Origin of the sequence: Pseudomonas sp. NBRC 111139 (genome assembly GCF_001753955.1) — a bacterium.
Classification (GTDB): domain Bacteria; phylum Pseudomonadota; class Gammaproteobacteria; order Pseudomonadales; family Pseudomonadaceae; genus Aquipseudomonas; species Aquipseudomonas alloputida.
In genome coordinates, this window is record NZ_BCBP01000056.1 from 1 (window position 1) to 21,316 (window position 21,316).

Annotated in this window: 18 protein-coding genes and 5 pseudogenes; 15 read left to right on the forward strand and 8 right to left on the reverse strand. The window is 57.8% G+C overall.

What is annotated here, in order from left to right:
- Together BJQ17_RS31905 and BJQ17_RS21615 are read right to left on the reverse strand one after the other, a co-directional pair.
- Nucleotides 1-240 (reverse strand): annotated as a pseudogene (locus BJQ17_RS31905) (hypothetical protein); the annotation flags it as partial.
- Between the two features lie 340 nt (nucleotides 241-580).
- Nucleotides 581-2,056, reverse strand: coding sequence for a diguanylate cyclase (locus BJQ17_RS21615; RefSeq protein ID WP_256559880.1), 1,476 nt, complete (start codon nucleotides 2,054-2,056; stop codon nucleotides 581-583).
- Nucleotides 2,057-2,536: 480 nt separating this feature from the next.
- On the opposite strand from BJQ17_RS21615, the pseudogene BJQ17_RS21620 reads away from it, so the two are divergent.
- The 10 genes and pseudogenes from BJQ17_RS21620 to BJQ17_RS21665 all read left to right on the forward strand — a co-directional run bounded on the left by BJQ17_RS21620 (nucleotide 2,537) and on the right by BJQ17_RS21665 (nucleotide 12,644).
- Nucleotides 2,537-3,845: pseudogene (locus tag BJQ17_RS21620) on the forward strand (transposase).
- Between the two features lie 419 nt (nucleotides 3,846-4,264).
- Nucleotides 4,265-5,089 carry a hypothetical protein gene (locus BJQ17_RS21625; protein WP_070096610.1) on the forward strand — a complete coding sequence of 275 codons (825 nt, stop codon included), beginning with the start codon at nucleotides 4,265-4,267 and terminating at the stop codon, nucleotides 5,087-5,089.
- Nucleotides 5,090-5,377: 288 nt separating this feature from the next.
- A complete protein-coding gene (locus tag BJQ17_RS21630) occupies nucleotides 5,378-6,367 on the forward strand; it encodes an aldo/keto reductase (RefSeq protein WP_004576666.1) in 990 nt (329 codons plus the stop codon).
- The gene (locus BJQ17_RS21635; protein ID WP_070096611.1) at nucleotides 6,364-6,954 is read left to right on the forward strand and encodes a flavodoxin; all 591 of its coding nucleotides are present in this window, start codon (nucleotides 6,364-6,366) and stop codon (nucleotides 6,952-6,954) included. The genes BJQ17_RS21630 and BJQ17_RS21635 overlap by 4 nt, the downstream gene beginning before the upstream one ends.
- 24 nt (nucleotides 6,955-6,978) lie before the next feature.
- The gene (locus BJQ17_RS21640) at nucleotides 6,979-7,971 is read left to right on the forward strand and encodes an aldo/keto reductase (RefSeq protein WP_047604911.1); all 993 of its coding nucleotides are present in this window, start codon (nucleotides 6,979-6,981) and stop codon (nucleotides 7,969-7,971) included.
- Between the two features lie 59 nt (nucleotides 7,972-8,030).
- Nucleotides 8,031-8,498 (forward strand): cupin domain-containing protein, encoded by a 468-nt coding sequence (locus BJQ17_RS21645; RefSeq protein ID WP_003248227.1) that lies wholly within the window; start codon nucleotides 8,031-8,033, stop codon nucleotides 8,496-8,498.
- A 229-nt stretch (nucleotides 8,499-8,727) separates the two neighbouring features.
- Entirely contained in the window at nucleotides 8,728-9,501 is a 774-nt protein-coding gene (locus BJQ17_RS21650; RefSeq protein ID WP_070096612.1) for a carboxymuconolactone decarboxylase family protein, read from the forward strand.
- 121 nt (nucleotides 9,502-9,622) lie between these two features.
- Nucleotides 9,623-10,567 carry an alpha/beta fold hydrolase gene (locus BJQ17_RS21655; protein WP_175442749.1) on the forward strand — a complete coding sequence of 315 codons (945 nt, stop codon included), beginning with the start codon at nucleotides 9,623-9,625 and terminating at the stop codon, nucleotides 10,565-10,567.
- 49 nt (nucleotides 10,568-10,616) lie between these two features.
- Nucleotides 10,617-11,669 (forward strand): alpha/beta hydrolase, encoded by a 1,053-nt coding sequence (locus tag BJQ17_RS21660; protein ID WP_070096613.1) that lies wholly within the window; start codon nucleotides 10,617-10,619, stop codon nucleotides 11,667-11,669.
- An 81-nt stretch (nucleotides 11,670-11,750) separates the two neighbouring features.
- The gene (locus BJQ17_RS21665) at nucleotides 11,751-12,644 is read left to right on the forward strand and encodes a LysR family transcriptional regulator (protein ID WP_003248221.1); all 894 of its coding nucleotides are present in this window, start codon (nucleotides 11,751-11,753) and stop codon (nucleotides 12,642-12,644) included.
- Nucleotides 12,645-12,982: 338 nt separating this feature from the next.
- Here the strand turns inward: BJQ17_RS21665 and BJQ17_RS21670 are convergent, their stop codons facing one another.
- From BJQ17_RS21670 to BJQ17_RS21675, 3 genes are all read right to left on the reverse strand, one after another.
- Entirely contained in the window at nucleotides 12,983-13,744 is a 762-nt protein-coding gene (locus tag BJQ17_RS21670; RefSeq protein ID WP_019751731.1) for an SDR family NAD(P)-dependent oxidoreductase, read from the reverse strand.
- A 156-nt stretch (nucleotides 13,745-13,900) separates the two neighbouring features.
- Nucleotides 13,901-14,095, reverse strand: a complete 195-nt coding sequence (locus tag BJQ17_RS32620) for a DUF6196 family protein (RefSeq protein ID WP_332880144.1) — start codon at nucleotides 14,093-14,095, stop codon at nucleotides 13,901-13,903.
- Nucleotides 14,096-14,164: 69 nt separating this feature from the next.
- A complete protein-coding gene (locus BJQ17_RS21675; protein WP_070096614.1) occupies nucleotides 14,165-15,421 on the reverse strand; it encodes an NADH:flavin oxidoreductase/NADH oxidase family protein in 1,257 nt (418 codons plus the stop codon).
- Nucleotides 15,422-15,721: 300 nt separating this feature from the next.
- Between BJQ17_RS21675 and BJQ17_RS21680 the strand changes: the two genes are divergently transcribed.
- Both BJQ17_RS21680 and BJQ17_RS21685 read left to right on the forward strand, forming a co-directional pair.
- Nucleotides 15,722-16,525, forward strand: coding sequence for a type 1 glutamine amidotransferase domain-containing protein (locus BJQ17_RS21680; RefSeq protein ID WP_033726764.1), 804 nt, complete (start codon nucleotides 15,722-15,724; stop codon nucleotides 16,523-16,525).
- Between the two features lie 114 nt (nucleotides 16,526-16,639).
- Nucleotides 16,640-17,566 (forward strand): acetoacetate decarboxylase (ADC), encoded by a 927-nt coding sequence (locus BJQ17_RS21685; RefSeq protein WP_083285092.1) that lies wholly within the window; start codon nucleotides 16,640-16,642, stop codon nucleotides 17,564-17,566.
- Nucleotides 17,567-17,570: 4 nt separating this feature from the next.
- Here BJQ17_RS21685 and BJQ17_RS21690 read toward each other — a convergent pair whose 3' ends face one another.
- A complete protein-coding gene (locus tag BJQ17_RS21690) occupies nucleotides 17,571-18,059 on the reverse strand; it encodes a MerR family transcriptional regulator (protein ID WP_070096616.1) in 489 nt (162 codons plus the stop codon).
- Nucleotides 18,060-18,196: 137 nt separating this feature from the next.
- Nucleotides 18,197-18,556 (reverse strand): annotated as a pseudogene (locus tag BJQ17_RS21695) (SDR family NAD(P)-dependent oxidoreductase); the annotation flags it as partial.
- 54 nt (nucleotides 18,557-18,610) lie between these two features.
- On the opposite strand from BJQ17_RS21695, the pseudogene BJQ17_RS21700 reads away from it, so the two are divergent.
- From BJQ17_RS21700 to BJQ17_RS21705, 3 genes and pseudogenes are all read left to right on the forward strand, one after another.
- A pseudogene (locus BJQ17_RS21700) lies at nucleotides 18,611-19,249 on the forward strand (oxidoreductase); the annotation flags it as partial.
- A 51-nt stretch (nucleotides 19,250-19,300) separates the two neighbouring features.
- Nucleotides 19,301-19,432, forward strand: a pseudogene (locus BJQ17_RS32195) (histidine phosphatase family protein); the annotation flags it as partial.
- Between the two features lie 118 nt (nucleotides 19,433-19,550).
- Nucleotides 19,551-20,066, forward strand: a complete 516-nt coding sequence (locus BJQ17_RS21705) for a GrpB family protein (protein ID WP_070096617.1) — start codon at nucleotides 19,551-19,553, stop codon at nucleotides 20,064-20,066.
- A gap of 230 nt (nucleotides 20,067-20,296) precedes the next feature.
- Here BJQ17_RS21705 and BJQ17_RS21710 read toward each other — a convergent pair whose 3' ends face one another.
- Nucleotides 20,297-21,298 carry a zinc-dependent alcohol dehydrogenase family protein gene (locus tag BJQ17_RS21710; RefSeq protein WP_070096618.1) on the reverse strand — a complete coding sequence of 334 codons (1,002 nt, stop codon included), beginning with the start codon at nucleotides 21,296-21,298 and terminating at the stop codon, nucleotides 20,297-20,299.
- Nucleotides 21,299-21,316: the final 18 nt, after the last annotated feature.

Consider the following 21,316-nt stretch of genomic DNA (forward strand, 5'->3'; position numbering starts at 1 on the left):
ACTGGTTGCATACCCATGAAAGTTAGCGTCAATGGACTCGAAGGTATTTTTGGCAGAATTGATCATCAATCCAAAGACCAGCGATGTCATAACCACAAAAATGTTAGCTACCAGGCGAATCACTGTATTTGTGTCTTCGTCTCTATGGTGGGATGCCAGCTTTGGGTACCACTGCATCATGAGAAGCGAGGCGGCAACCAAGCACCCAAAAATGGCCACTGCGATCCAGAGAGAATTCATGCATCAAGGCCTCGATCAATCTGACTCAAGTCTTAAAAGATAGACCGTGGCCGACCGCTGTGGGTCGAAAGCGGGCATTCGTGACCGGCTGCTTTCGACCCACAGCGGACGTTCAGCAGTGGGCGGACGTCCATTCAACATCGATAGCGCTTGGCGGGACATCTGGTCTCTATTACGCATCTATCCACAGCACCACTCAAACGTCCGACCCTGTCCACGGTATTTGGCTACCTATGAGTAATAAAAACGACGTTCTGCGAATCATGACGTAGACCTCACAGCCTGGTGTTTGAAACGGTCAAGCACAGGGGCGGCGCATCTGCACTATAGCGCCTTCTCGTCAGCCTGCTACTTGTAAGTTTAGGTTTTCAGAAACGACACGATTACGGCCTAGAGACTTGGCTCGGTAAAGAAGTTGATCTGCCTTTTCAAAGGTGGCCGTCACTGGCTCACCCGCTCTCCAGAGGGCGACGCCTAGCGATATTGTTATATGGCCAACAGTTTCGAACTGCGCCGATGCTACGACTGCTCGCAGTCTTTCCGCAACATTTGTCGCAACAGAGGCCGGGCTATTTGGGAGTAATAACACAAATTCTTCGCCCCCTACTCGACAGACCAAATCATCTGGTCGCGAAGCGTGTTTCATCAGCCGGGCCACCTCGAGTAAAGTTTCATCACCAACCCCGTGGCCATAAGTATCGTTGACTGCTTTGAAGTGATCTATGTCTACTGAGATGACTGCGAATGACTTGAGGGTTTCTTGCCATAAACCTATCGCTTCATCCATTCCCCTGCGATTCGTCAGGCCGGTCAAGGGGTCGCTTTGAGCTTGGAGATTAAGCCTGCCAATCTTCTCCTGAAGGAGATTGGCTGCTAAGAGCAATGCACGGCGAATCTGCCAGCTTTCAATATAATCGGCTGGTATCGCAATGATGCGTTCGTAGCACTCCGGTGCGTCCAGGCGCTTGGCGTTCTCGGCCAAGCGGGAAAGGGGTACAGAAATTTTCCGCCCAATCCACCAGACCATTAGAAGGCCAAACAGACCGAGTGGCGCAACACCTTTTGCGACTTTCTTCGCGGTGCTCTCCAAGCTCGCCTGTATACTGGCGAGCGGCTGCTGGGATACTACCCCCCAGTGGCTGCTAGGGATTGTGGCGTATCCGGCCAGCACTTCATTCCCACTTTCATTGATCGCCTGCATCGATCCGTTGGTGTGATCGAGCGCGGCATCAACAAGACGGTTAGCCACCAAGACCTCTCCAATTTTTTTCGGGTCAGGGTGGAACAGTATTCGGCGCTGGCTATCAACGAGAAAAATATAAGCACCATCTTCGCGTACGTTCAGGTCCATCAGCGCTTGGATAGTATTCTTTTGCTCGAGTCTGAGGCTTCCGCCCACCATACCGAGATATTGCTTGTTGCGGTTGAAAACGGGGTGTGAAACGAACACTACCAGATGATCAGTCAATGATTGGAAGGCATCACTGATCATAGGCTCCCGCTTGGATAGAGGTAATCGATTTTGCAGCAGTTGCCCGTCCAGGCGCATGCTGCGCGGAGCGGACGCGATGACTTTTCCTTCGGCATCTGCGATGAGCACCGAGTTGAAGCTACGGTCCTGGTTCAGAAGGCGATGCGCTTCTTTTGTTAAAGCGCTTTGGTCGGAGAAATTTTCTCCAATCGAGGTAGCTGCGTAACGCAAGCGATCGAGGTCGGACGTTAAAACCCCCTCCAGGCTATCTGCGATTCGAGAGGCGTAGGCTTCGTTGGTTTGAAGTGCGTTTTCAACCAGTTCAGCTCTTTGAGTCGTGAGCATGACCCAGAATGTGTTAGCTAGCGTTGAGAAAGCCGCGATGAGCACGAACGCCAGGAGGAGGATGCGTAGGTTGAGCTTGGGGCATGGCCGAGTAGGCATTGGGTGTGTCCGGATGCTGAAGGCATGCGGTTTGGTGAAGCGGCGTCGCCATTGGGCTAAACACGCTTTCCTTGCGTCTGATGGCGTATCCGGTAGGGCCCCTACGTCAAACCACAGAAGGTTTCGATCCTATGATCTCACGTTTTTTCATCGGCCACCATTCTGACATCATTGGTGGTATGCGGCTGGTGCTGCCAAACATTCGCCAGATGCGCTGCTTCTCTACTTGTGATTTATGGAGATGGTTCTAAATGCGTAATCACATGTAGCGCATCTGCTAGGGAGCCTGGCATCCGCGAACGACAGCCAAGGGTCCAGGCTGTGTGAAAACGCCTGCGATTGTCTAACCTTCTGATCGTCGAGATCGTGGCGGGGACGATCATGAAGCGATTCGTAGAAGGTGAGTCTCGGACGCAAGTCACGTTGCTGCCGGAGTGCCTGGACGACTACATCACCGAAGAAAACCCAGTTCGGGTAGTCGATGTTTTTGTCGATGAACTTGACCTTGGAACACTCGGTTTCGAGGGTGTCGATCCTGCGGCAACGGCTCGTCCGGCGTACCATCCAGCAGTGCTGCTGAAAATCTACATCTACGGCTATCTCAACCGGGTTCAGTCCAGCCGCCGGCTTGAGCGCGAGGCAGAGCGCAATGTCGAGCTGATGTGGTTAACGGGCCGGTTGGTTCCTGACTTCAACACGATTGCCGACTTTCGCCGAGACAACGGCAAAGCCATTCGCAGCGTCTGCCGGCAATTCGTAGTGCTTTGCCGCAACCTCAATCTCTTCACCCAGTCGATCATCGCCATTGACGGCAGCAAATTCAAAGACGTGAATAACCGCGATCGCAACTTCACCCAGGGCAAGATCAAGGCGCGCATGCAGCAGATCGAGCAGAGCATTGACCGCTATCTTGCGGCAATGGATTCGGCGGATCGGGCAGCGCCCGAGGTCGCCGAGGCCAAGGCTGAACGGCTGAGCGAAAAAATAGAAAAGCTGAAACAGCAGATGACGAAGCTCAAGGACATTGAAGCGCAGCTTCACGCCAGCCCAGATCAGCAAATCTCTCTTACCGATCCTGATGCGCGCTCAATGGCCACGAGTGGCCGACGAAGAGATCGGCGCTGAGTCGCTGACAGTGGTAGCCGACCGAGGCTATTACAAAGGTCCGGAAATCCTTGCTTGCGAGCAGGCCGGGATCACCACTTTTGTCCCGAAGCCGCTGACATCAAGCAGCAAAGCGCAAGGCCGATTCGGTAAGCAGGACTTCATCTACATTGCTGCATCGGATGAATACCGATGCCCTGCGGGTCGGCTACTGACCCGCAGGCACTCTTCGATCGAGGACGGCATGTTGCTGCACTCCTACGGGTTCTCTGGCTGCCAAAGTTGCTCCATGCAGAAGCAGTGTACGACGGGTAAGGGACGCCGGTTGAAGCGCTGGGAGCATGAAACGGTAGTCGAAGCCGTGCAGATCCGATTGGAGCATGACCCAGGAAAGATGAAGGTTCGTCGGCAGACGGTGGAGCATCCCTTCGGAACGCTCAAATACTGGATGGGAAGCACTCACTTCCTGACCAAAACCCTGCCGAGGGTAAGCACCGAGATGAGCCTTCACGTGCTTGCTTACAATCTCAAACGAATGATGAGCATCCTTGGCATCGCTGGGATGATTGAAGCGATCAGGACATGAGTGCGTCCGTATACGGCTATCTGGGCCGCTGCCGCGGCCCAGATAGCACATGTCGCGCCTGGCGCCCGACTGAGGTAGATCTGCACTTACATCTGTTGAATTTACAGGCTGCCCCAGCTTCTTTCGCTACTCGACGTACTTACTTGCGTTTTCACACAGCCTGGACCGAAAGGTGCCGGTGCATTCCTTCATACCCCTACGCTTGGTGTTTAAAATTCGTCAGCCACTGACGGGAGCAAAGGTTGATGATCATTAGCTGTGCCCGTCGCTCCACGGGCTACTTCAGCGGCTGAGGGCAGTCAGCGACAGGTACTTTGTAAAGCATCCAATTCTTGCTATAAGACTGGCCGTTTTCACGCAATATGCCGAGTTTGCCACCATACGGTGTCGAGTGGACGGTTTTAAAGTAAGGACGCTAAATGATCAAGCTCAAACCCCTTTTGCCAATCATGGCCGCATTGACCATGGCCGGCTGCATGACCGCTGAGCGCATGCCCGATGGCAAAACCAGGATTCGCTTCTCTGATGAGACAGCCAACTCGCTGGCCTCATTGATACCTGCCGGCGTGGTACCCGGTTCTGCTGCTGCGAGTGGTGGTGAACTGGACTTGATGCCGAAAAAGAGCCCTGCCGGCAGCGGCTTGTATCTATACTTCAACGGTCGCTATGACTTCGCTTGTGCCTCCGCACTGCTTTACAGCGCCAAGTCCGGCCGTCCGCTGGACGAGTCTACCAATGTCGTCTGCCGCGATCGCTATTATCAACGTCAGTTGGCACTAAAGCAGGCGGGCAACCCCTACGACCGGGCAGCGCCTCCCTATAACGCACACAATCCGAACAATGAATACTGGGAAAAACTGAAGGGGCAAACCCTTGGCCAGCTGCGGACGACGCAGCGATTTGCCACGCGGCTGTCAGCGATAACGCGGATTGAACGCGACGGCAATCACACCATAAGTTTGGGGTTTGCAGGCGATGGCGATGGCGTGCACGTGGCCTTGGTTCCCCAGCCAATCAGAATCCCGGTGCTCATGGAGAATGCCGACGAACAGGCGAAGTTGCGTATGCGGGCGGCCAACGCCACAACCCAGATTGGCGAATGGGTGACGTGCAATGTGCTGCTCGACTATGACCGAACGCTAGACCGTGGCCCAAGGCCTCGACATATCACGTCACAGGAATACCGGCAATACGAGGTACTTTTCAATGTGGCCTCGGTCAGTTGCAAGCGTGGTATTCACTGACCGTAGGTAAGCAAGTCCTGGCTAAGTGGCTCATGCAATAAACCAGCTGCCCTTTACCAATGGCAGCTAACGACCAGAAGCGGTCGCTCGATTATTTACTATTAAACGCGAACGGCCTGTTTCTGAGCACTTGCTTAGGGCGTCTAGGCGTTCATGAGGACACAGTCGCCACCTCCCGATTTCTGGGACTGATGAGCAAACCTCATGAACCCTTGCCGATTTCACCGTCTAGTCCCCGCTCGTTAGCTCGCTTACTGTTCTCCCAACGCCAAATGTCGGGAGATCCAAATGCACAAGCGCACACTCGGAAACAGTTCACTCGAAGTGTCAGCCCTGGGTTTGGGTTGCATGGGACTGAGCCATGGCTACGGCCCGGCGACTGACACAAAACAAGCCATTGCGCTGATCCGATCGGCGGTTGACCGAGGCGTCACGCTCTTCGATACCGCCGAGGTTTACGGCCCTTACCTGAACGAACAAGTGGTAGGCGAAGCCCTCGCCCCGGTGCGCGATCAAGTGGTCATCGCCACCAAGTTCGGCTTCACCTTCGGCGACGACAATAAACAGCAGATTCTCAACAGCCGCCCTGAGCACATCCGGGTCGCGGTTGAGGGTTCGTTGCGTCGACTGAAGACCGATTACATCGATCTGCTTTACCAGCACCGCGTCGATCCGGATGTGCCGATCGAGGACGTCGCCGGGGTGGTGAAAGACTTGATTGGCGAAGGTAAGGTCAAGCACTTCGGCCTGTCGGAAGCTGGTGCGCAGACCATTCGCCGTGCGCACGCGGTACAGCCGGTCGCAGCGTTGCAAAGCGAATACTCGCTGTGGTGGCGCGAGCCTGAGCAGGAAATCCTGCCGACGCTGTGGGAGTTAGGCATCGGCCTCGTGCCGTTCAGCCCATTGGGCAAAGGTTTTCTCACCGGCACGGTGTCGGCGCAGGCCACTTACGGCAGCGACGATTTCCGCAGCATCGTCCCCCGTTTCAGTCAGTCGGCGCTGCAAGCCAATCAGGGACTGGTGGTGTTGATTCGTCAGATCGCCGCGCAGAAACAAGCGACACCCGCACAGATCGCACTGGCATGGCTGCTCGCTCAGGCGCCATGGATTGTGCCGATTCCGGGGACAACCAAACTGCATCGCCTGGAAGAAAACCTCGGCGGCGCGGACATCACGCTTGACGCCTTCGAACTTAAGGCAATTGATACAGCGCTGGCGCAGATTCGCATCGAAGGCGAGCGTTATCCCGAGGCCCTTAAGGCGCGCGTAGGTCGATGAGCAACGATCACGACCCGCTGCGGCGCACGGTGATCGCCGCACTGGCCAGCGCCCCGCTGCTGTCGCTCGCCGACACGCAAGGCGTCCGTCAAACACCGCGCTCAGGCTCGCGGATTCTGGTCGCGTACTTCTCGCGCTCAGGCAATACCCGCGTGGTCGCCGGGCTGATCCAGCGTGGACTCGGTGCCGATCTCTTCGAGATTCGCCCGGCCCACGCCTACCCCGAGGACTATCTGCAAACCGTGGAGCAAGCGCGTCAGGAGCGTGACAGCGGCTTCGAGCCCGAGCTGCAAAACAAGGTTCACGCCCTCAGCGACTACGACACGATCTATCTCGGCTTTCCGATCTGGGGTGAAACCGCCCCGCCCATCGTGCGCGCCTTTCTCAGCGCCCACGACCTGACCGGCAAGACCCTCATCCCCTTCAATACCCACGGCGGTTATGGCTTGGGCAACAGCCGCAGCGTGCTGGTCGAGCACGCGCCTAAGGTTAGGCTTCTCGAAGGTTTTGTGATGGAGAGTGAGCAGGAGCGCAAGACCATGGAACGTGTGAACGGCTGGCTGAGCAATCACCCCTGCACGCGTTAATCGAATTCTGTACGGAGTGACATCATGAAAATCCGCACGTTGGGCAATGGCCTGGAAGTGTCTGCACTGGGCCTTGGCTGCATGAGCATGACCTCGGCTTATGGGCCGGCTGCCGACAAAGCCGGCATGATCAAGCTGATTCGTTCGGCCCACGAGCAAGGCATCACTTTGTTCGACACCGCCGAAGCGTATGGCCCGTTCGCCAATGAAGAACTGCTGGGCGAGGCCTTGCAGCCGATCCGCGAGCAGGTCGTCATCGCCACCAAGTTCGGCTTCGATATCGACCTGATCACCGGTGCACGCGGCGGTGGAACCAACAGCCGCCCGGAACATATACGCGCCGTGGCCGAGGCGTCGTTGAAGCGTCTTCGCACCGATTGCATCGACCTGTTTTATCAGCACCGCGTCGATCCGCAGGTCCCCATCGAAGACGTCGCCGGCACCGTCAAGGATCTGATCGCTGAGGGCAAGGTCAAGCATTTCGGCCTATCTGAGGCGGGTGTGCAAACCATTCGCCGGGCGCACGCGGTGCAAGCGGTCACGGCGGTGCAGAGCGAATATTCGCTGTTCTGGCGAGGCCCGGAGTTGGAGCTGCTGGCCGTACTGGAAGAACTGAGAATCGGTTTCGTACCGTTCAGTCCCCTCGGAGCCGGTTTCCTCACCGGCCAGATCGATGAGCACACGCAGTTCGATGCCAGCGATTTTCGCAACTTCGTCCCGCGTTTTTCCCCTGAAGCGCGCAAGGCCAATCTGGCATTGGTCGAGGTGGTGAAAGCCGTCGCGCAACGCAAACACGCCACGCCGGCGCAAGTGGCGCTGGCCTGGTTGCTCGCACAGAGACCGTGGATTGTGCCGATCCCAGGCACGACCAAACCCCATCGACTGGAAGAGAACCTGGGCGCAGTCGAACTGCAATTGACCGGTGACGATCTGCGCGAGATCAACCAACAGATGGCGCAGATTCAAGTGCACGGTGAACGCCTGCCGGAATCGGCACTGAAGATGACCGGACTCTGAGTCTGCCCAACGCGGCGCCACGTGCGGCGCCACTTTCGCGTCTGAACGGAGTTGACCCGATGAACCGATTGATTGCACCACTCGTTGCTTTGTCATTCATGGCGGCAGAATCCCAGGCCGCCAGCGAAATCCGCGTTACGCCGAACGGCTCGCAGCCCTCGGTCAAGGGCGCTGCTCAAAACTTTACCGGCACGGTGCGCGTTGATGGCCTGTTCAACGGTGATGCGCCGGCGCGCATCGGCGGCGGCACGGTGACCTTCGAGCCCGGCGCACGCACGGCTTGGCACACCCACCCGCTGGGGCAAACGCTGATCGTCACCGCCGGCGTCGGCTACGTGCAGCAAGAGGGCGGCCCGCGACAGGAAATCCGGCCGGGCGACACTGTCTGGATTCCGCCGCACACCCGTCACTGGCATGGCGCCACGGCCAGCAACGGCATGACCCACATCGCCATCGCTGAAGCCGAGGACGGCAACACCGTCACCTGGGCAGAACAGGTCTCGGAGGCGCAATACGCCGGCCAATGAAGTTACGGAATGTGTCGAAGTTGCTCGCCCGGCCCCTTTATCGCAGTCCGTCATCCGCCCTGCAGGCCCCGCATCAGCGGGGTCGCGCCGGAATTGCAGCGGTAAGGTCAAGGTCGACTCATGAGCTCTGCTCAGAAGTCCATGCGCAATTTCGGGGTTAATCGATACAACCATCCTCCGTACGATCCAGCGACACCCCGGTGACCTGCAATGGATGGAGCCTTTCACGATGACCATTGACACACGCAACAACGCTACCCTCCCCACACTCATGGCGCTTTGTCTGGGCATCGGGGCGATGTTCAGCGTTACCACTCAAGCAACCGAGGCATCGCAGACCATGGCCAGCAAGCCCGCCAGCGCAGCCACCTTGTCGCGCCAACAACAAACGATCCCTCTGATCGCCGCGTTCATGGCGACCAGCGACATGCCCAACCTCAACACCGCGCTCAATCAAGGGCTCGATGCCGGCCTGACCATCAGCGAAACCCGGGAAATTCTGGTGCAGCTGTACGCCTATGTGGGCTTCCCGCGTAGCCTTAACGCCTTGAACGAGCTGATGACCGTGGTGCAGGCGCGCAAAAAGCGCGGTATCGAAGACGCGCCGGGGCGTGAGCCGAGCCGGCCGACCCCGATCGGGGATGAGTTGCTGGCCGCCGGCACTGCGAATCAAACCCGGATCTCCGGCGCCCCGGTCAAAGGCCCGGTGTTCGAGTTCGCGCCAGTGATCAACCGTTTCCTGCAAACCCACCTGTTCGGCGACATCTTCGAGCGTGACAACCTCGACTGGCAAAGCCGCGAACTGGCGACCGTCGGGGCCCTGGCGGCAACGCCTGGGGTCGAGCCGCAACTACGCTCGCACATGGCGGCGAGCCTGCGCGTCGGTCTGAGCCCGGCACAGTTGCACGAGGTCACGGAACTGCTGAAAAAACACGGCGACGCGCAGACGGCTGAACGCGCCAACACCGCGTTGGCCCAGGCCCTCGCGGCGTCGGGGAAATGACATGAAATCTGCAAAGTACCTGCTGAGCATCACGCTGTTGAGCCTGTTGGCGGCCTGCGCGAACCACCCCGATGGCCCGTTGCTGATTCAACAACAAGGCAGCTTCGCCGCAGGCGGAACGGTGACCACTGCACCGGGCACCTTCAACCCGCACCAACCGATGACGCCCAACGGCCAGACCTACCATGGTGACCATGCCTACGCCTTCTATCAAATCCCGGTGGATGCGCGAAAGCTGCCCATCGTCATGTGGCACGGTGCGGGTCAGTTTTCCAAGACCTGGGAAACCACCGCCGATGGTCGCGAAGGCTTTCAGAACATCTTTCTGCGCCGCCATTACGGCGTCTATCTGATTGATCAGCCCCGGCGTGGCGATGCCGGGCGCAGCATGGTCGAGACCACAATCAAGCCTGTGCCTGACGAACAACTGTGGTTCAACCAGTTCCGCATCGGCTTGTGGCCCAACTACTTCAAGGGCGTACAAGTGGCACAGGACGCCCAGACCCGCGAGCAGTTTTTCCGGGCGATGACGCCGAACACCGGGCCGTTCGACATGGGCGTGGTCGCTGATGGCGTGTCAGCACTTTTCGACAAAATCGGCCCAGGGATTTTATTCACCCACTCGCAAGGTGGCGGGCCGGGCTGGTTGACGGCGATCAAGAACGACAAGGTCAAGGCCATCGTGGCGTTCGAGCCGGGCAGCAGCTTCGTGTTTGCAGATGGTGAAGTGCCTGCGCCGATTCCCAGCGCGTTCGACACGGTGCAAGGCGCGGCGGTGCCGATGGAGCAATTCATGGCCCTCACTCGCATTCCGATCCTGATCCTTTACGGCGACAACATCCCGGAGCAGGCGGTCGACCTGCCCGCTCAGGACAGTTGGCGCGCACGCCTGGAAATGGCCAGGCTCTGGCGTGACGCGGTCAATCGCCACGGCGGGGATGTTCGACTGATCCATCTGCCGGAAATCGGCATTCACGGCAATACCCATTTCCCCATGTCGGATCTGAACAACGTGCAGATCGCTGACCTGGTCGCGCAATTCCTCAGAGATAAACAACTGGACTGACCCAAACACATCTGCAACTGCCGCCCTTTTGATTGCTCAGGAGCTTCACGTGAAAAACACTCTCAAAGCCACGCTCATGTCGGCATTGGTCGGCCTCTCGGCGGGCGAAGCCTTGGCCGCCGATTACAAAAAGAACCCGTTCACCCTCACCTACGACGGCGCGATCAGCAAGAACGAACCGGGCAAGGTCAACATCCACCCGGTCAGCTACAAACTCAATGGTCTGGACATCGCCGCCAACGTTTACACTCCAGCCAACTACGATGCGAAGAAGACCTACCCGACCGTGGTCGTTGCCCACCCCAATGGCGGCGTGAAAGAACAAGTCGCCGGTCTGTATGCCCAACGCCTGGCCGAACAGGGCTACATCACCATCACGGCCGATGCGGCGTATCAGGGTGCCAGCGGTGGTCAGCCGCGCAGCATCGATAAACCGGCGTATCGCATCGAAGACATTCACGGCATGGCCGACTTCATCAGCCAATTTGCCGGCGTCGATGACAAGCGTCTGGGCCTGCTCGGCATCTGTGGTGGCGGTGGTTATTCGTTGGCGGCAGCGCAAACCGACAAACGCTTCAAATCGCTGGCAACCGTGAGCATGTTCAATTCGGGCCGGGTACGTCGCAACGGCTACAACGACTCGCAACTGGACAGCATTCAGCAACGCCTGCAACAGGCGTCAGCAGCCCGCGCGCAAGAAGCGGCCGGCGGCGCGGTGCTGTACTCGGGCGATGCCAACCTCACCGACGAGCAGATTGCCAAACTGCCCTTCGAGCTGTATCGCCAAGGTTATGAATACTACTGGAAGACCCACGCGCACCCGAACTCGACCTTCAAATACACCACCAGCAGCCTGATCGACTTGATGCGTTTCGACGCCACTGACCATATCGAGCTGATCAACCAACCGTTGCTGATGATCGCGGGCAGCAAAGCCGATAGCCTGTACATGACGCAGGACGCCTTGCCCAAAGCCACCGGCACCACCGACAAGGAAGTGTTTATCCTCGACGGCGCGACGCACATCGAAACCTATTGGGTGCCGCGTTATGTCGATGCCGCAATTGGCAAACTGACCGCGTTTTACGCCCGCACCTTGTAATTACCGCTCTTGGGGTCGCGCTTCCGTGTCTAACCTGCTTTCATGGATTAATCCCGCGCCCCTCATGAGAGGTTCTCATCAATGTCACGCGCCAATCTAAACGACCTGCAAGCCTTCGTGGTCATCACTCGCGAAGGCAGTTTCACCCGCGCGGCCGCTCAACTTGGCGTCTCGCAGTCAGCGCTGAGCCACACCATGCGCGCGCTGGAAAGCCGATTGGGCGTCCGCCTGCTGACACGTACCACCCGCAGCGTGTCGCCCACCGAGGCGGGTCAGCGGTTGTATCAATCGATGGCGCCGAGGTTCGATGAAATTGAACTCGAACTGGCTGCGGTCAGCGAGTTTCGTGACACCCCAGCAGGCAATGTGCGGATTCAAGCATCCGAACATGCCGCCAACAATATTCTGTGGCCCAAGCTATTGAAGGTGCTACCCGACTATCCGGACATCAAAGTCGAAATCACAGTCGACTACGCCCTCTCCGACATCGTCGCGCAACGCTATGACGCCGGAGTACGTTTGGGAGATCAGGTGGCTAAGGACATGATCGCCGTTCCTATCGGCCCACCCTTGCGCATCGCGGTCGTGGGCTCACCCGAGTATTTCAAACAGCGGCCGGTGCCGAAGGAGCCCGGTGATCTGGCCGCGCAAAATTGCATCAATCTACGCCTACCCACCCATGGCAGCCTGATGCAATGGGATTTTGAGAAGGATGGTCACGAACTGAAGGCCCGTGTCGAAGGACAATGGACGTTCAACAGCAGCCTGCCGATCCTGCGTGCGGCCGTGGCGGGATGTGGCTTGGGGTTCCTGCCGGAGGACATGGTGGCGAAGGAGCTAGCGGACGGTAGCCTTGTGCGGGTATTGGAAGATTGGTGCCAACCCTTTGCCGGTTACCATCTCTACTACCCCAATCGCCGAGAACATTCGTCAGCGTTTGGCGTTGTAGTTGAAGCGTTACTCTACAAGCACTGAGTCATCGACCTTCAAGGCGTCTGACTTTTACCCGCCCCACAAACCCGCGAATGAGTAGATATCTTTGATCGACTGCAGGCGTACGCGACCGATTGCAATCGGTCGTTAGAAGTCCTTCGTGAAGGGCTGCTTTGGGTCCAGGCTGTGTGAAAACGCCTGCGATTGTCTAACCTTCTGATCGTCGAGATCGTGGCGCCAAGGCTGAGCATCTTCGACATCATAGGGCTACTTGAGGCGATCAGGGCGTGAATCCCGCCGCTTGCTGGCCCGTAAACAGGCATATGGGCCAGCAGCCCATATGGCCTTCTTCTCTTCTGCTCCACCGAAACACGCTAAACCTAAGTCAGATTCAACCCACCGTCTGAAAGGAGTATCTCGCCGGTCAAGTAGTCCGACTCGACCAGCATGACAACAGCTTTTGCGATGTCGTCTGGGCTGGCGGCCCTGCGCATGGGTGCGCGAGTTCGCCACAACTCTTGGGCCTCTGTCCACTCTGCGGTCAGAGGCGTGTCGACCAAGCCAGGCGCCACAGCGTTTACGCGAATGTCTGGCCCCAGCGATAGCGCGAGCAAGCGGGTCATGTGATTTAGCGCAGCTTTGCTTACCGCATAGGGAATCGATGCGCCCTTAGGACGGGTACCGGCATGCGAACTGATGTTTACGACGCAACCTGCTCGACGGTAACGGGCAGCATCGCGCAGTGCCGACTCGGCCAAAGCAACCAGATGGAACGGTGCCACGACATTAACCTCGTTAAGCTCGTGCCACACCGTCGAACTGGCAGCGGCAAGGTCGCCGTGCGCAATGACTCTGCTAATACCGGCGTTATTGACCAGTACGTCGAGCTGCCCCCACGCGGCGATAGCCTCGTTAACAAGCCTGACCCTGTCAGCTTCGACAGCAAGATCAGCTTGCAAGTAAATAGCCTGCTTCATTTCGGCAACCATCGCGCGTCCCGTATCCGCAGAATTTCGCGAATGGAGCACCACCGCATAGCCTGCCCGGCTAAGGACACGTGCAATGGCTGCACCGATACCGGACGTTGATCCTGTCACCAACGCAACGCGTAATGCGTTATCGGTTGTCGGATTGGGTGTCATATGGATATCTCGAATGGAGTGCTAAAGAGTAAGCGGCCAGCGTACACACCTTGCACAGATCAGTCAGCCATCCGCAGATGCGGAAGCAGTTGCTCGGTCTCACTGGCTCACTGCGTCGGCAGCCGCGTCAGCACATCGTTTAGCTACGCGCATGGGTCATGACCCTTCAGCCGCGCAGAAGCTGACAACGGGGGACACGCGAACATATCCGCTACCGGGAAACGCCACCTCCCCGTCTGCTTGGCCATCTACCAACGTCTGGACATCTGCGAAGACATCTGAAGCCAGGCTAGCCGGGACGACCCAATTATCAAAAATCCCGCCCTCCTCTCGATTCTGGCCACCAGTCACAAAATGCCGGTCCCAAACTTCTGCTTCAGGCGCATTGCCAAACAGCCAACGAGCCCTCTACAGCGATCGTCATCTTGCGTCTCCCAGGCCCTTGTCATGCGCAGACGTTTCAATCCATTTTCGATACTGGCGCGTGCGATAAGCCATGAAGAGCTGTTGCACGATCAGCGCGCGCAACGGCGAAACGCTCGGATCAGGCTTTTTAGCCCGGCTGAGTTTGCGCAGTTGAAACTTCACTACTGCCATGTTTGCCAAGGATGCGATGGCTTTGTTTTTCCAGGTGATCGCCGGCAATTGAGGGGCGTTGTCTTTGCCCTGCAACCAGTCACGAGGCAAGTGCGGATCGATGGCTAACGCCGTGCCGATACCCACCATGTCCACACCGCTCTGCACGACGCTTTCGGCCACCGCGCGGCGACGTATACCGCCAGTGACCATCACCGGCATTTTGGCGACGGTTTGGAGATCACGGGCGAACTCGACGAAATAAGCTTCGCGAGCCAGGGTGCGACCATCGCGCGCGACACCCTGCATGGCGGGGACTTCGTAGCTGCCTCCCGATAATTCCACCATGTCTACGCCCAGGTCGTTGAGCCACTCAACGACCTTTTTCGCGTTTTCGGTGGTGAACCCTCCACACTGGAAATCGGCGGAGTTGAGTTTGACCGCCACTGCAAAATCCACAGAAACCACGGCCCTGACCGCCTTGACGATTTCGAGCAACAGGCGCGCCCGATTTTCCAGAGAGCCACCCCACTCGTCCTTCCTTTGGTTGGTCAACGGCGAAAGGAACTGGCTCAACAAATAGCCGTGGGCCGCGTGGATCTCCACACCTGTGAATCCGGCTTGTTCGCCCAGGCGTGCGGTGTTCGCAAAGCGCTGAATAACTTCTTCGATCACGCCGGGGGGCATCGCGTGAGGCGTGGCAAAACGCTTGGACATTGTGCCCAGTTCCAGCGGCACGGCTGACGGTGCCCAGGTTTTTTGCCCAAGATTGGACTGCATCTGCCGCCCTGGGTGGTTTATCTGCAACCAGAACTGCGCGCCGCCGGATCGACCAATACGCGCCCAGCGCTTGAACTTGTCCAGTTGCTGATCGTCCTGTAACACCACACCACCCGGTCCGGTCATGGCGCGGCCGTCGACCATCACATTGCCGGTGATAATCAGGCCGGCACCACCGTCGGCCCACGCTTGATAGAGACGCATGAGTGCTTCGGAAGGCGCCTGGTCGGCATCCGCCATGTTCTCTTCCATGGCGGCTTTGGCGATTCGGTTCTTGACGGTCGAACCGTTGGGAAGCATCAGGGTGTCGAACACATTCATGGAGCAGTCCTCAATTGGATATGCGGCCACCTTAAGTTTGAAGTCGACTTTAAGGTCAATACCTTTTTCAAGGTCAGTCGATTTTCAACGCGCCAGCACCTGGCAAGTGTGTCACCCGATGGGCGCCCGACAACCGAGTGGGGTGTTCAATCGAAGTCTTGGCAGCACCGGGTGAACAGCTCGAGCGCGAATCAAACCCCAGCGCCAGATGCGTCGGAAATTATTTGCAGCATTGGGGATTGACCTTAAAGCGAGGTTTAAGGTGAGCATGCGCTGACCTGCTTGAGTAATGGAACTCGGGTGATGCTCAAGACCGTTGTTTCTTATGCGTTGGTACTGATAGGTAGCGCTTTCATGACATTTTCAACTGCTGGCACCGCCGCTTCCACAATGACTGCCAAGAATCGCCAAATGCTGGTGATTCTGACCAATCACGCCAGATATCCCTCACGCACCGATTCCACGGGGTTGTGGCTTACTGAGCTGACGCATTTCACCGATGTGGTGGAGGCGGCTGGCTACAGCACAGTTTTTGCCAGTCCCAAAGGCGGTGCGGTGCCACTGGACGAGCGCAGTCTCGGTTGGCTGTACATGGACAAAGCCGCGCGTGAGCATTTGCAGTCCCCGGCCTTTCGCACTCGCTTGCAAAACACGCTGCCGATCGCCGATATCGATCCGTCCCAGTTCGGCGTCATCTACTTCACCGGGGGCCATGGCGTGATGTGGGACTTCCCCAATAATCCCGACCTGCGACGTGTCGCCGAAACCATCTACAACCAGGGTGGCATCGTCTCGGCCGTCTGCCATGGCGTAGCGGGCCTGCTGGATCTGAAGGATGAAAAGGGCCAGTTGATCATCAAGGGCAAGAACATCACCGGCTTCTCTGATCGCGAAGAGCTGTTCTCCGGCATGAAAAACCAGGTGCCCTTCGTCCTTGAGGACAAGTTGGTGAGTCAGGGGGCTCGGTACCGCAAAGGCTGGCTGCCCTTCACGTCATTTGCCATCACGGATGGAAGGCTTGTCACCGGCCAAAACCCTCAATCGCCCAAAGCCGTAGCTGAAGCCGTGGTGGCGGTGCTCTCTGGCAACAACGTCGCTCGCTGACCCCTCAAGCAGTTCCCACCCGCGGAGTAAGACCGATTGAAACTCGCACGCACCGTATTAACAGGATTGCTGTTCAGCTCAATTGCCAACCAAGGGTTGGCGGGGACGCCTGAAATGCTCACGTCGACTGAAACCAGCACAATCGAAATCGCAGGCCACCCAGTGCCGGTCGTCAAAGGCGGCCTGTACGACCGTTATCGCTCGAACCCGCCCTTGTCGGTGATTGCAGCAGAGCTGCCGGGTGTTGATTTGAGCTGGTTCAAAGGACTGGAAAAGCACAAGGTCGACATCGGCTTCGAGTCATACTCCCCGAACTTTTACTACCAGAACAGTCGGGTAACGGCTGTCTACACGGCCGACTTGGACGCACTTCGGGCATTGATGCCGCCGGAAGTACTAGCAACCGCATCCCCCCTGCAAGTCTGGCCAGGCCGGGGCTTGGTTGCGTTTACTGCATACACCTATGAGCATTGTGATAACGACGCCTATAACGAAGTGGCCGTGTCGATCATTACCAACACGCCAGGCAAAGCCAATCTGGGTCCGTTCACACTGATTGGCCAGTCGATGTCCGGCGACTTCTGGGGCTATGTACTCAAGCTGCCGGTCAATACCGAGCTCGCGCGGGTGCGTGGTGTCGTCGGTTACAACCTGCCTAAATGGCTGACCGGTATCGACCGCAAAGAAGATGCCCAGTCTGTGGTCTATGACATCACCGACAGCCAGACCGGAAAAGTCGACGTGTCCTTCAAAGCGAAGAAACTCGACAAGCTCTCTCGCGAAGTCGATATCGTCACCAGCAGCTTCACCAATCTCGATCATCAGGGCCAGTTGGCATACGGTTATGCGGTTTCCCGCCAACTGCGTCACGGCTCGAGCCGCGACGCAGATTCAGCCACCCTCACACTAGGCGACGGCGCTCTGTCGAATTACCTCCGCACCCTGAAGCTTGGGAAAATGATGAAGTACGAATACGTGCCAGCGTTTCAGAGTGCGCTCTATGCACCCAAACCGCTCGCCGGCCTGATTGGCGAGCGCTGAGACCTTACGCCTGCCCGGCCTCGGAAGCCTGGCGGGCGTTTTTTCTCGTGGAGGACTTTACCGCACGCTTGCCGGACGCTTGGCCAACCCCTTCTTCACGCAAACGATTTATCAGCATTTGCGCATTGTCCGCGCACGCCATGCCTTCGGGCTTACCCTCGATGCCTTCGATGACGAGCAGAAGTTGCGCTTTGTTTTGTGCCAGCCGTTCCTCCAGCGCACTGATTTCCTCAACCTTTTGCTTGAGCCCAGTGAGCAACTCGGCGTGCCGCCAGCCACTGGCGTCCATCGGCATCAACTGCCGGATCTCCTCCAAAGAAAAACCTGCTGCCTGTGCGCTGGTTATGAGTTGCAGCACCCATTCGGTATCAGGCGCATAGTCCCGGTATCCATTGGCCTTGCGCTCGACGGCGCTGATCAAGCCACTGGCTTCATAGAAACGGATGCGTGACGGAGCCAGCCCACTGATTTTTGCCAGTTCGCCTATTCTCATACCTCACCCTGAAAAACCTATTGACCTTAAAGTTGACTTTAAATCTAAAGTCACCGGGCGGCCAAGCACAACGTGTGACTTGGTCGCCTTGGTTTCATAGGGAAGCGGAGGCCGCGGATTCGATCATTCGTACACAATCACGCGTTCAGTGGCCGCTGATATCGTTCAGCCGCGTGGGTTTGTCGAATGTCAGACATCAGCCCTTGACGTGCACCTTCCAGCGCATCCCAGCGCTCGGCAACATGAAGTGGCGGGATGGTTACCAACTCGCGACGGTCGAAACCGACAAGTGCAGCATCGACCAGCTCACCGACCTCCATCACCTCCGGGAGTGTGTTGACGTCAATGCCGGCACGCGCCCAGATCTCGGTACGGGTCGCGGCTGGCAGCACCGCTTGCACGTACACGCCCTTGGGTGACAGCTCCTGACTCAGCCCCTGTGACAGAAACAGCACGAAGGCTTTGGTAGCGCCGTAGATGGACATGCCGAACTCGGGCAATTTCCAGGCGTGACGCTTACCACGGCGGTCAGTGTTTCCTTGCTTCCCCCCATCGAGGAGAACTGCCTGAGGGCCGACGCCGACGCAGATGACTACTACCGCAGCAAGATCCTCGCTGACCGTGTCGTGTTGTCGTTCCTTGAGAGCCACCCCCAGATGCATGCCTGTATGGTCCTGCCTGGCTGGATGTGGGGGCCTGGCGACATTGGCCCAACCTCGTCGGGGCAATTGGTCAACGATGTGGTACAGGGCAAATTGCCCGGGTTGATCCCTGGCAGTTTTTCCATTGTCGATGCCCGCGATGTGGCATTGGCACACATTGCCGCAGCCAGACATGGGGGCCGAGGTGAGCGCTATCTCGCGGCGGGTCGACATATGACAATGCGCGAACTGATGCCTGTTTTAGGACGTATGGCGGGCGTCAAGACACCAGCCCGACAAATACCGCTGCCCTTTCTATACACCTTGGCGGCTGTTCAGGAGATCTATGCGCGCCTGACCGGCAGACCCATTCTGCTGAGCATGGCCACGTTGCGTCTACTGGTACGAGAGCAGGACCGCACCCGTTTCGACCACCGCAAGAGTGAACAGGAGCTTGGACTGAGTTTCCGGGCACTCGAGCTGACAATCGCCGACACCGTGGCGTGGTACCGTGATCACGGCTGGTTTGAAAAAGGCAGCCTACTGTGAGCGGGGAAATAATCCTGATGCGCCACGGCCAGCCAAAACGAGTCACAGCCGTTGTTCAGTCACGGTTTCATGAATCGGATGATCTCCAAACACCTGATGGCAGACGGATGGAAACATCAAACGCGTAACGGCAGCCAGTATTGGAGTGCGACGGTCTATCGATATGCAGGTGTTGAAGCGTGAATCGCCCGGATTCCGAATACACATATCGGCGACAGTGATTGACCTGTAAGTGAGTGGCAAAAGCACACGCCTTGATGGACAATCCGGCGCCTCGAGGATTTATCGCCAAGGAACGGACATGGCACTGACCAGCAAGATTGCCCCCTACGATCCCACATGGCCTGCCCGCTTCCTGACAGACAAGCCACTCATTGCCTCTGCATTTGACGCTGAACTGATTGCTGTCCACCACGTTGGAAGCACGTCTGTCCCAGGGCTGGCGGCGAAGCCCGAACTCGATGTGCTCATTGAGGTTCACGCGCATCGCAATACCTCGGCGCGGGACGAGGTGTTGATGGCTCTGGGGTATGTACGGGGAAGTGATCTGTCAGAGGGCCATCATTTCTACCGGCGCAATGTGGATGGGATTCGTACGCACAAGCTCCATGTTTGTACCCGCGACCACCTGACGATCACTCAGATGCTGGGGTTCAGAGATTTGCTTAGGCGCGATGCCTCGATCCGCCAACAGTATGAAACGCTGAAGCTTCAGTTGGAGTCGAGCAATACGGGTGGGATGGCTGAGTATCTAGAGAAGAAGGCGCCTTTCATTATCGCGGCGCTGCTTCATGCCGGTATAACCACGCGTGAATGATCGATTCTTCTGGCACTCCCCTTCCTCCCGACAGTAGCGACGAAGTCACCACTTCGATTGCGGCCAGCTTGACCGGCCGCCGGCAACGCCTGGAACAAAGCCCCTCATATCAAGGAACAACTTTCATGATCACTTGCCATGTCCCCCTTTGGCAGTTGTTTGTGAAGGCCAGCCAAGGCTGGAAACGGGCATTTCTGGCAGGTAATTGCTGATTAATAAAGCTCGGGAGACTATTCACTTACCAACTGGATAACCGTCTTGCCCCTGCCGCGACCTTCCGCAACCTGTCGGAATGCGTCGTTGACCTCATCCAATGCAAACTGTTGCGGGTCCACCCGGATCGCCAGTTGCCCGGCATTGGCCAGAACGGCAGCCTCGCGCAGGATACTTCCATGGTGTTCGCGTCCCTTGCCGGTTAGCAGCGGTGCCAGGGTAAATACGCCCGAGTAGGTGGCACTTTTGAAGGATAAAGGCGCGAGGCTGTGCTGACCCCAACCGAGGCAGCTGAGTACGTGCCCGGTATAAGGCTTTACTGCCTTGAATGACGCGTCCAACGTGCTGCCGCCGACGGTGTCATAAACGATGTCGAAACCCTCCCCAGCCGTAAATTGTTCGACATAGGCCTCTACACGCTGCGTTTGATAGTCAATCGCCGTGGCCCCCAGCGCGCGAATGAAGTCGAGATTGCCCGCCGAACCGGTGGCGTAGACCTCGGCACCGCGAGCCTTGGCCAATTGCACCGCAACTTGGCCGACGCCACCTGCGCCGCCATGGATCAACACACGCTGACCACTACGAACATTTGCGTGATCTACCAAACCTTCCCAGGCGGTGATGAATACCAACGGCAGCGCGGCAGCCTCACGCATGCCGAGTGCATGCGGCTTTGATGCAATCAGCCTGGCATCCACGGCGATGTATTCGGCCAGGGTGCCTTGGGCGCCGCCGATGCCGCCGGCCATGCCGAAGACCTGCTGGCCAGGCGTGAAGCCATCAACTGCCTCGCCCAGTTCGACGACCGTACCGGCGAGATCCAGGCCGAGCACGGCCGGTAACTCCTGGCGGGCGTGAGCACCCGCACCGATTGCAATCTTGGTGTCGAGCGGGTTGACCCCGGCGGCGTGAATCCGCACCAAAACCTGCCCCTTACCGGGCACAGGGCGGGCGATGTGGCGCACGACCAGCGGGGTCTGGGCGGATTCGGCGATAGCGGCAAGCATGGTCTGATTCATGACGGAAACCTCTGAATG

Excerpts from the sequence above, each read along its gene's own strand:
- BJQ17_RS21675 (WP_070096614.1), bottom strand. The coding sequence starts at position 15,421 with ATGAATGTGTTCGACACCCTGATGCTTCCCAACGGTTCGACCGTCAAG.
- BJQ17_RS21705 (WP_070096617.1), top strand. The coding sequence starts at position 19,551 with ATGGCACTGACCAGCAAGATTGCCCCCTACGATCCCACATGGCCTGCC.
- BJQ17_RS21650 (WP_070096612.1), top strand. The coding sequence starts at position 8,728 with ATGACCATTGACACACGCAACAACGCTACCCTCCCCACACTCATGGCG.
- BJQ17_RS21630 (WP_004576666.1), top strand. The coding sequence starts at position 5,378 with ATGCACAAGCGCACACTCGGAAACAGTTCACTCGAAGTGTCAGCCCTG.
- BJQ17_RS21635 (WP_070096611.1), top strand. The coding sequence starts at position 6,364 with ATGAGCAACGATCACGACCCGCTGCGGCGCACGGTGATCGCCGCACTG.
- BJQ17_RS21670 (WP_019751731.1), bottom strand. The coding sequence starts at position 13,744 with ATGACACCCAATCCGACAACCGATAACGCATTACGCGTTGCGTTGGTG.
- BJQ17_RS21640 (WP_047604911.1), top strand. The coding sequence starts at position 6,979 with ATGAAAATCCGCACGTTGGGCAATGGCCTGGAAGTGTCTGCACTGGGC.
- BJQ17_RS21690 (WP_070096616.1), bottom strand. The coding sequence starts at position 18,059 with ATGAGAATAGGCGAACTGGCAAAAATCAGTGGGCTGGCTCCGTCACGC.
- BJQ17_RS21710 (WP_070096618.1), bottom strand. The coding sequence starts at position 21,298 with ATGAATCAGACCATGCTTGCCGCTATCGCCGAATCCGCCCAGACCCCG.
- BJQ17_RS21685 (WP_083285092.1), top strand. The coding sequence starts at position 16,640 with ATGCTCACGTCGACTGAAACCAGCACAATCGAAATCGCAGGCCACCCA.
- BJQ17_RS21665 (WP_003248221.1), top strand. The coding sequence starts at position 11,751 with ATGTCACGCGCCAATCTAAACGACCTGCAAGCCTTCGTGGTCATCACT.
- BJQ17_RS21615 (WP_256559880.1), bottom strand. The coding sequence starts at position 2,056 with ATGCTCACGACTCAAAGAGCTGAACTGGTTGAAAACGCACTTCAAACC.
- BJQ17_RS21625 (WP_070096610.1), top strand. The coding sequence starts at position 4,265 with ATGATCAAGCTCAAACCCCTTTTGCCAATCATGGCCGCATTGACCATG.
- BJQ17_RS21645 (WP_003248227.1), top strand. The coding sequence starts at position 8,031 with ATGAACCGATTGATTGCACCACTCGTTGCTTTGTCATTCATGGCGGCA.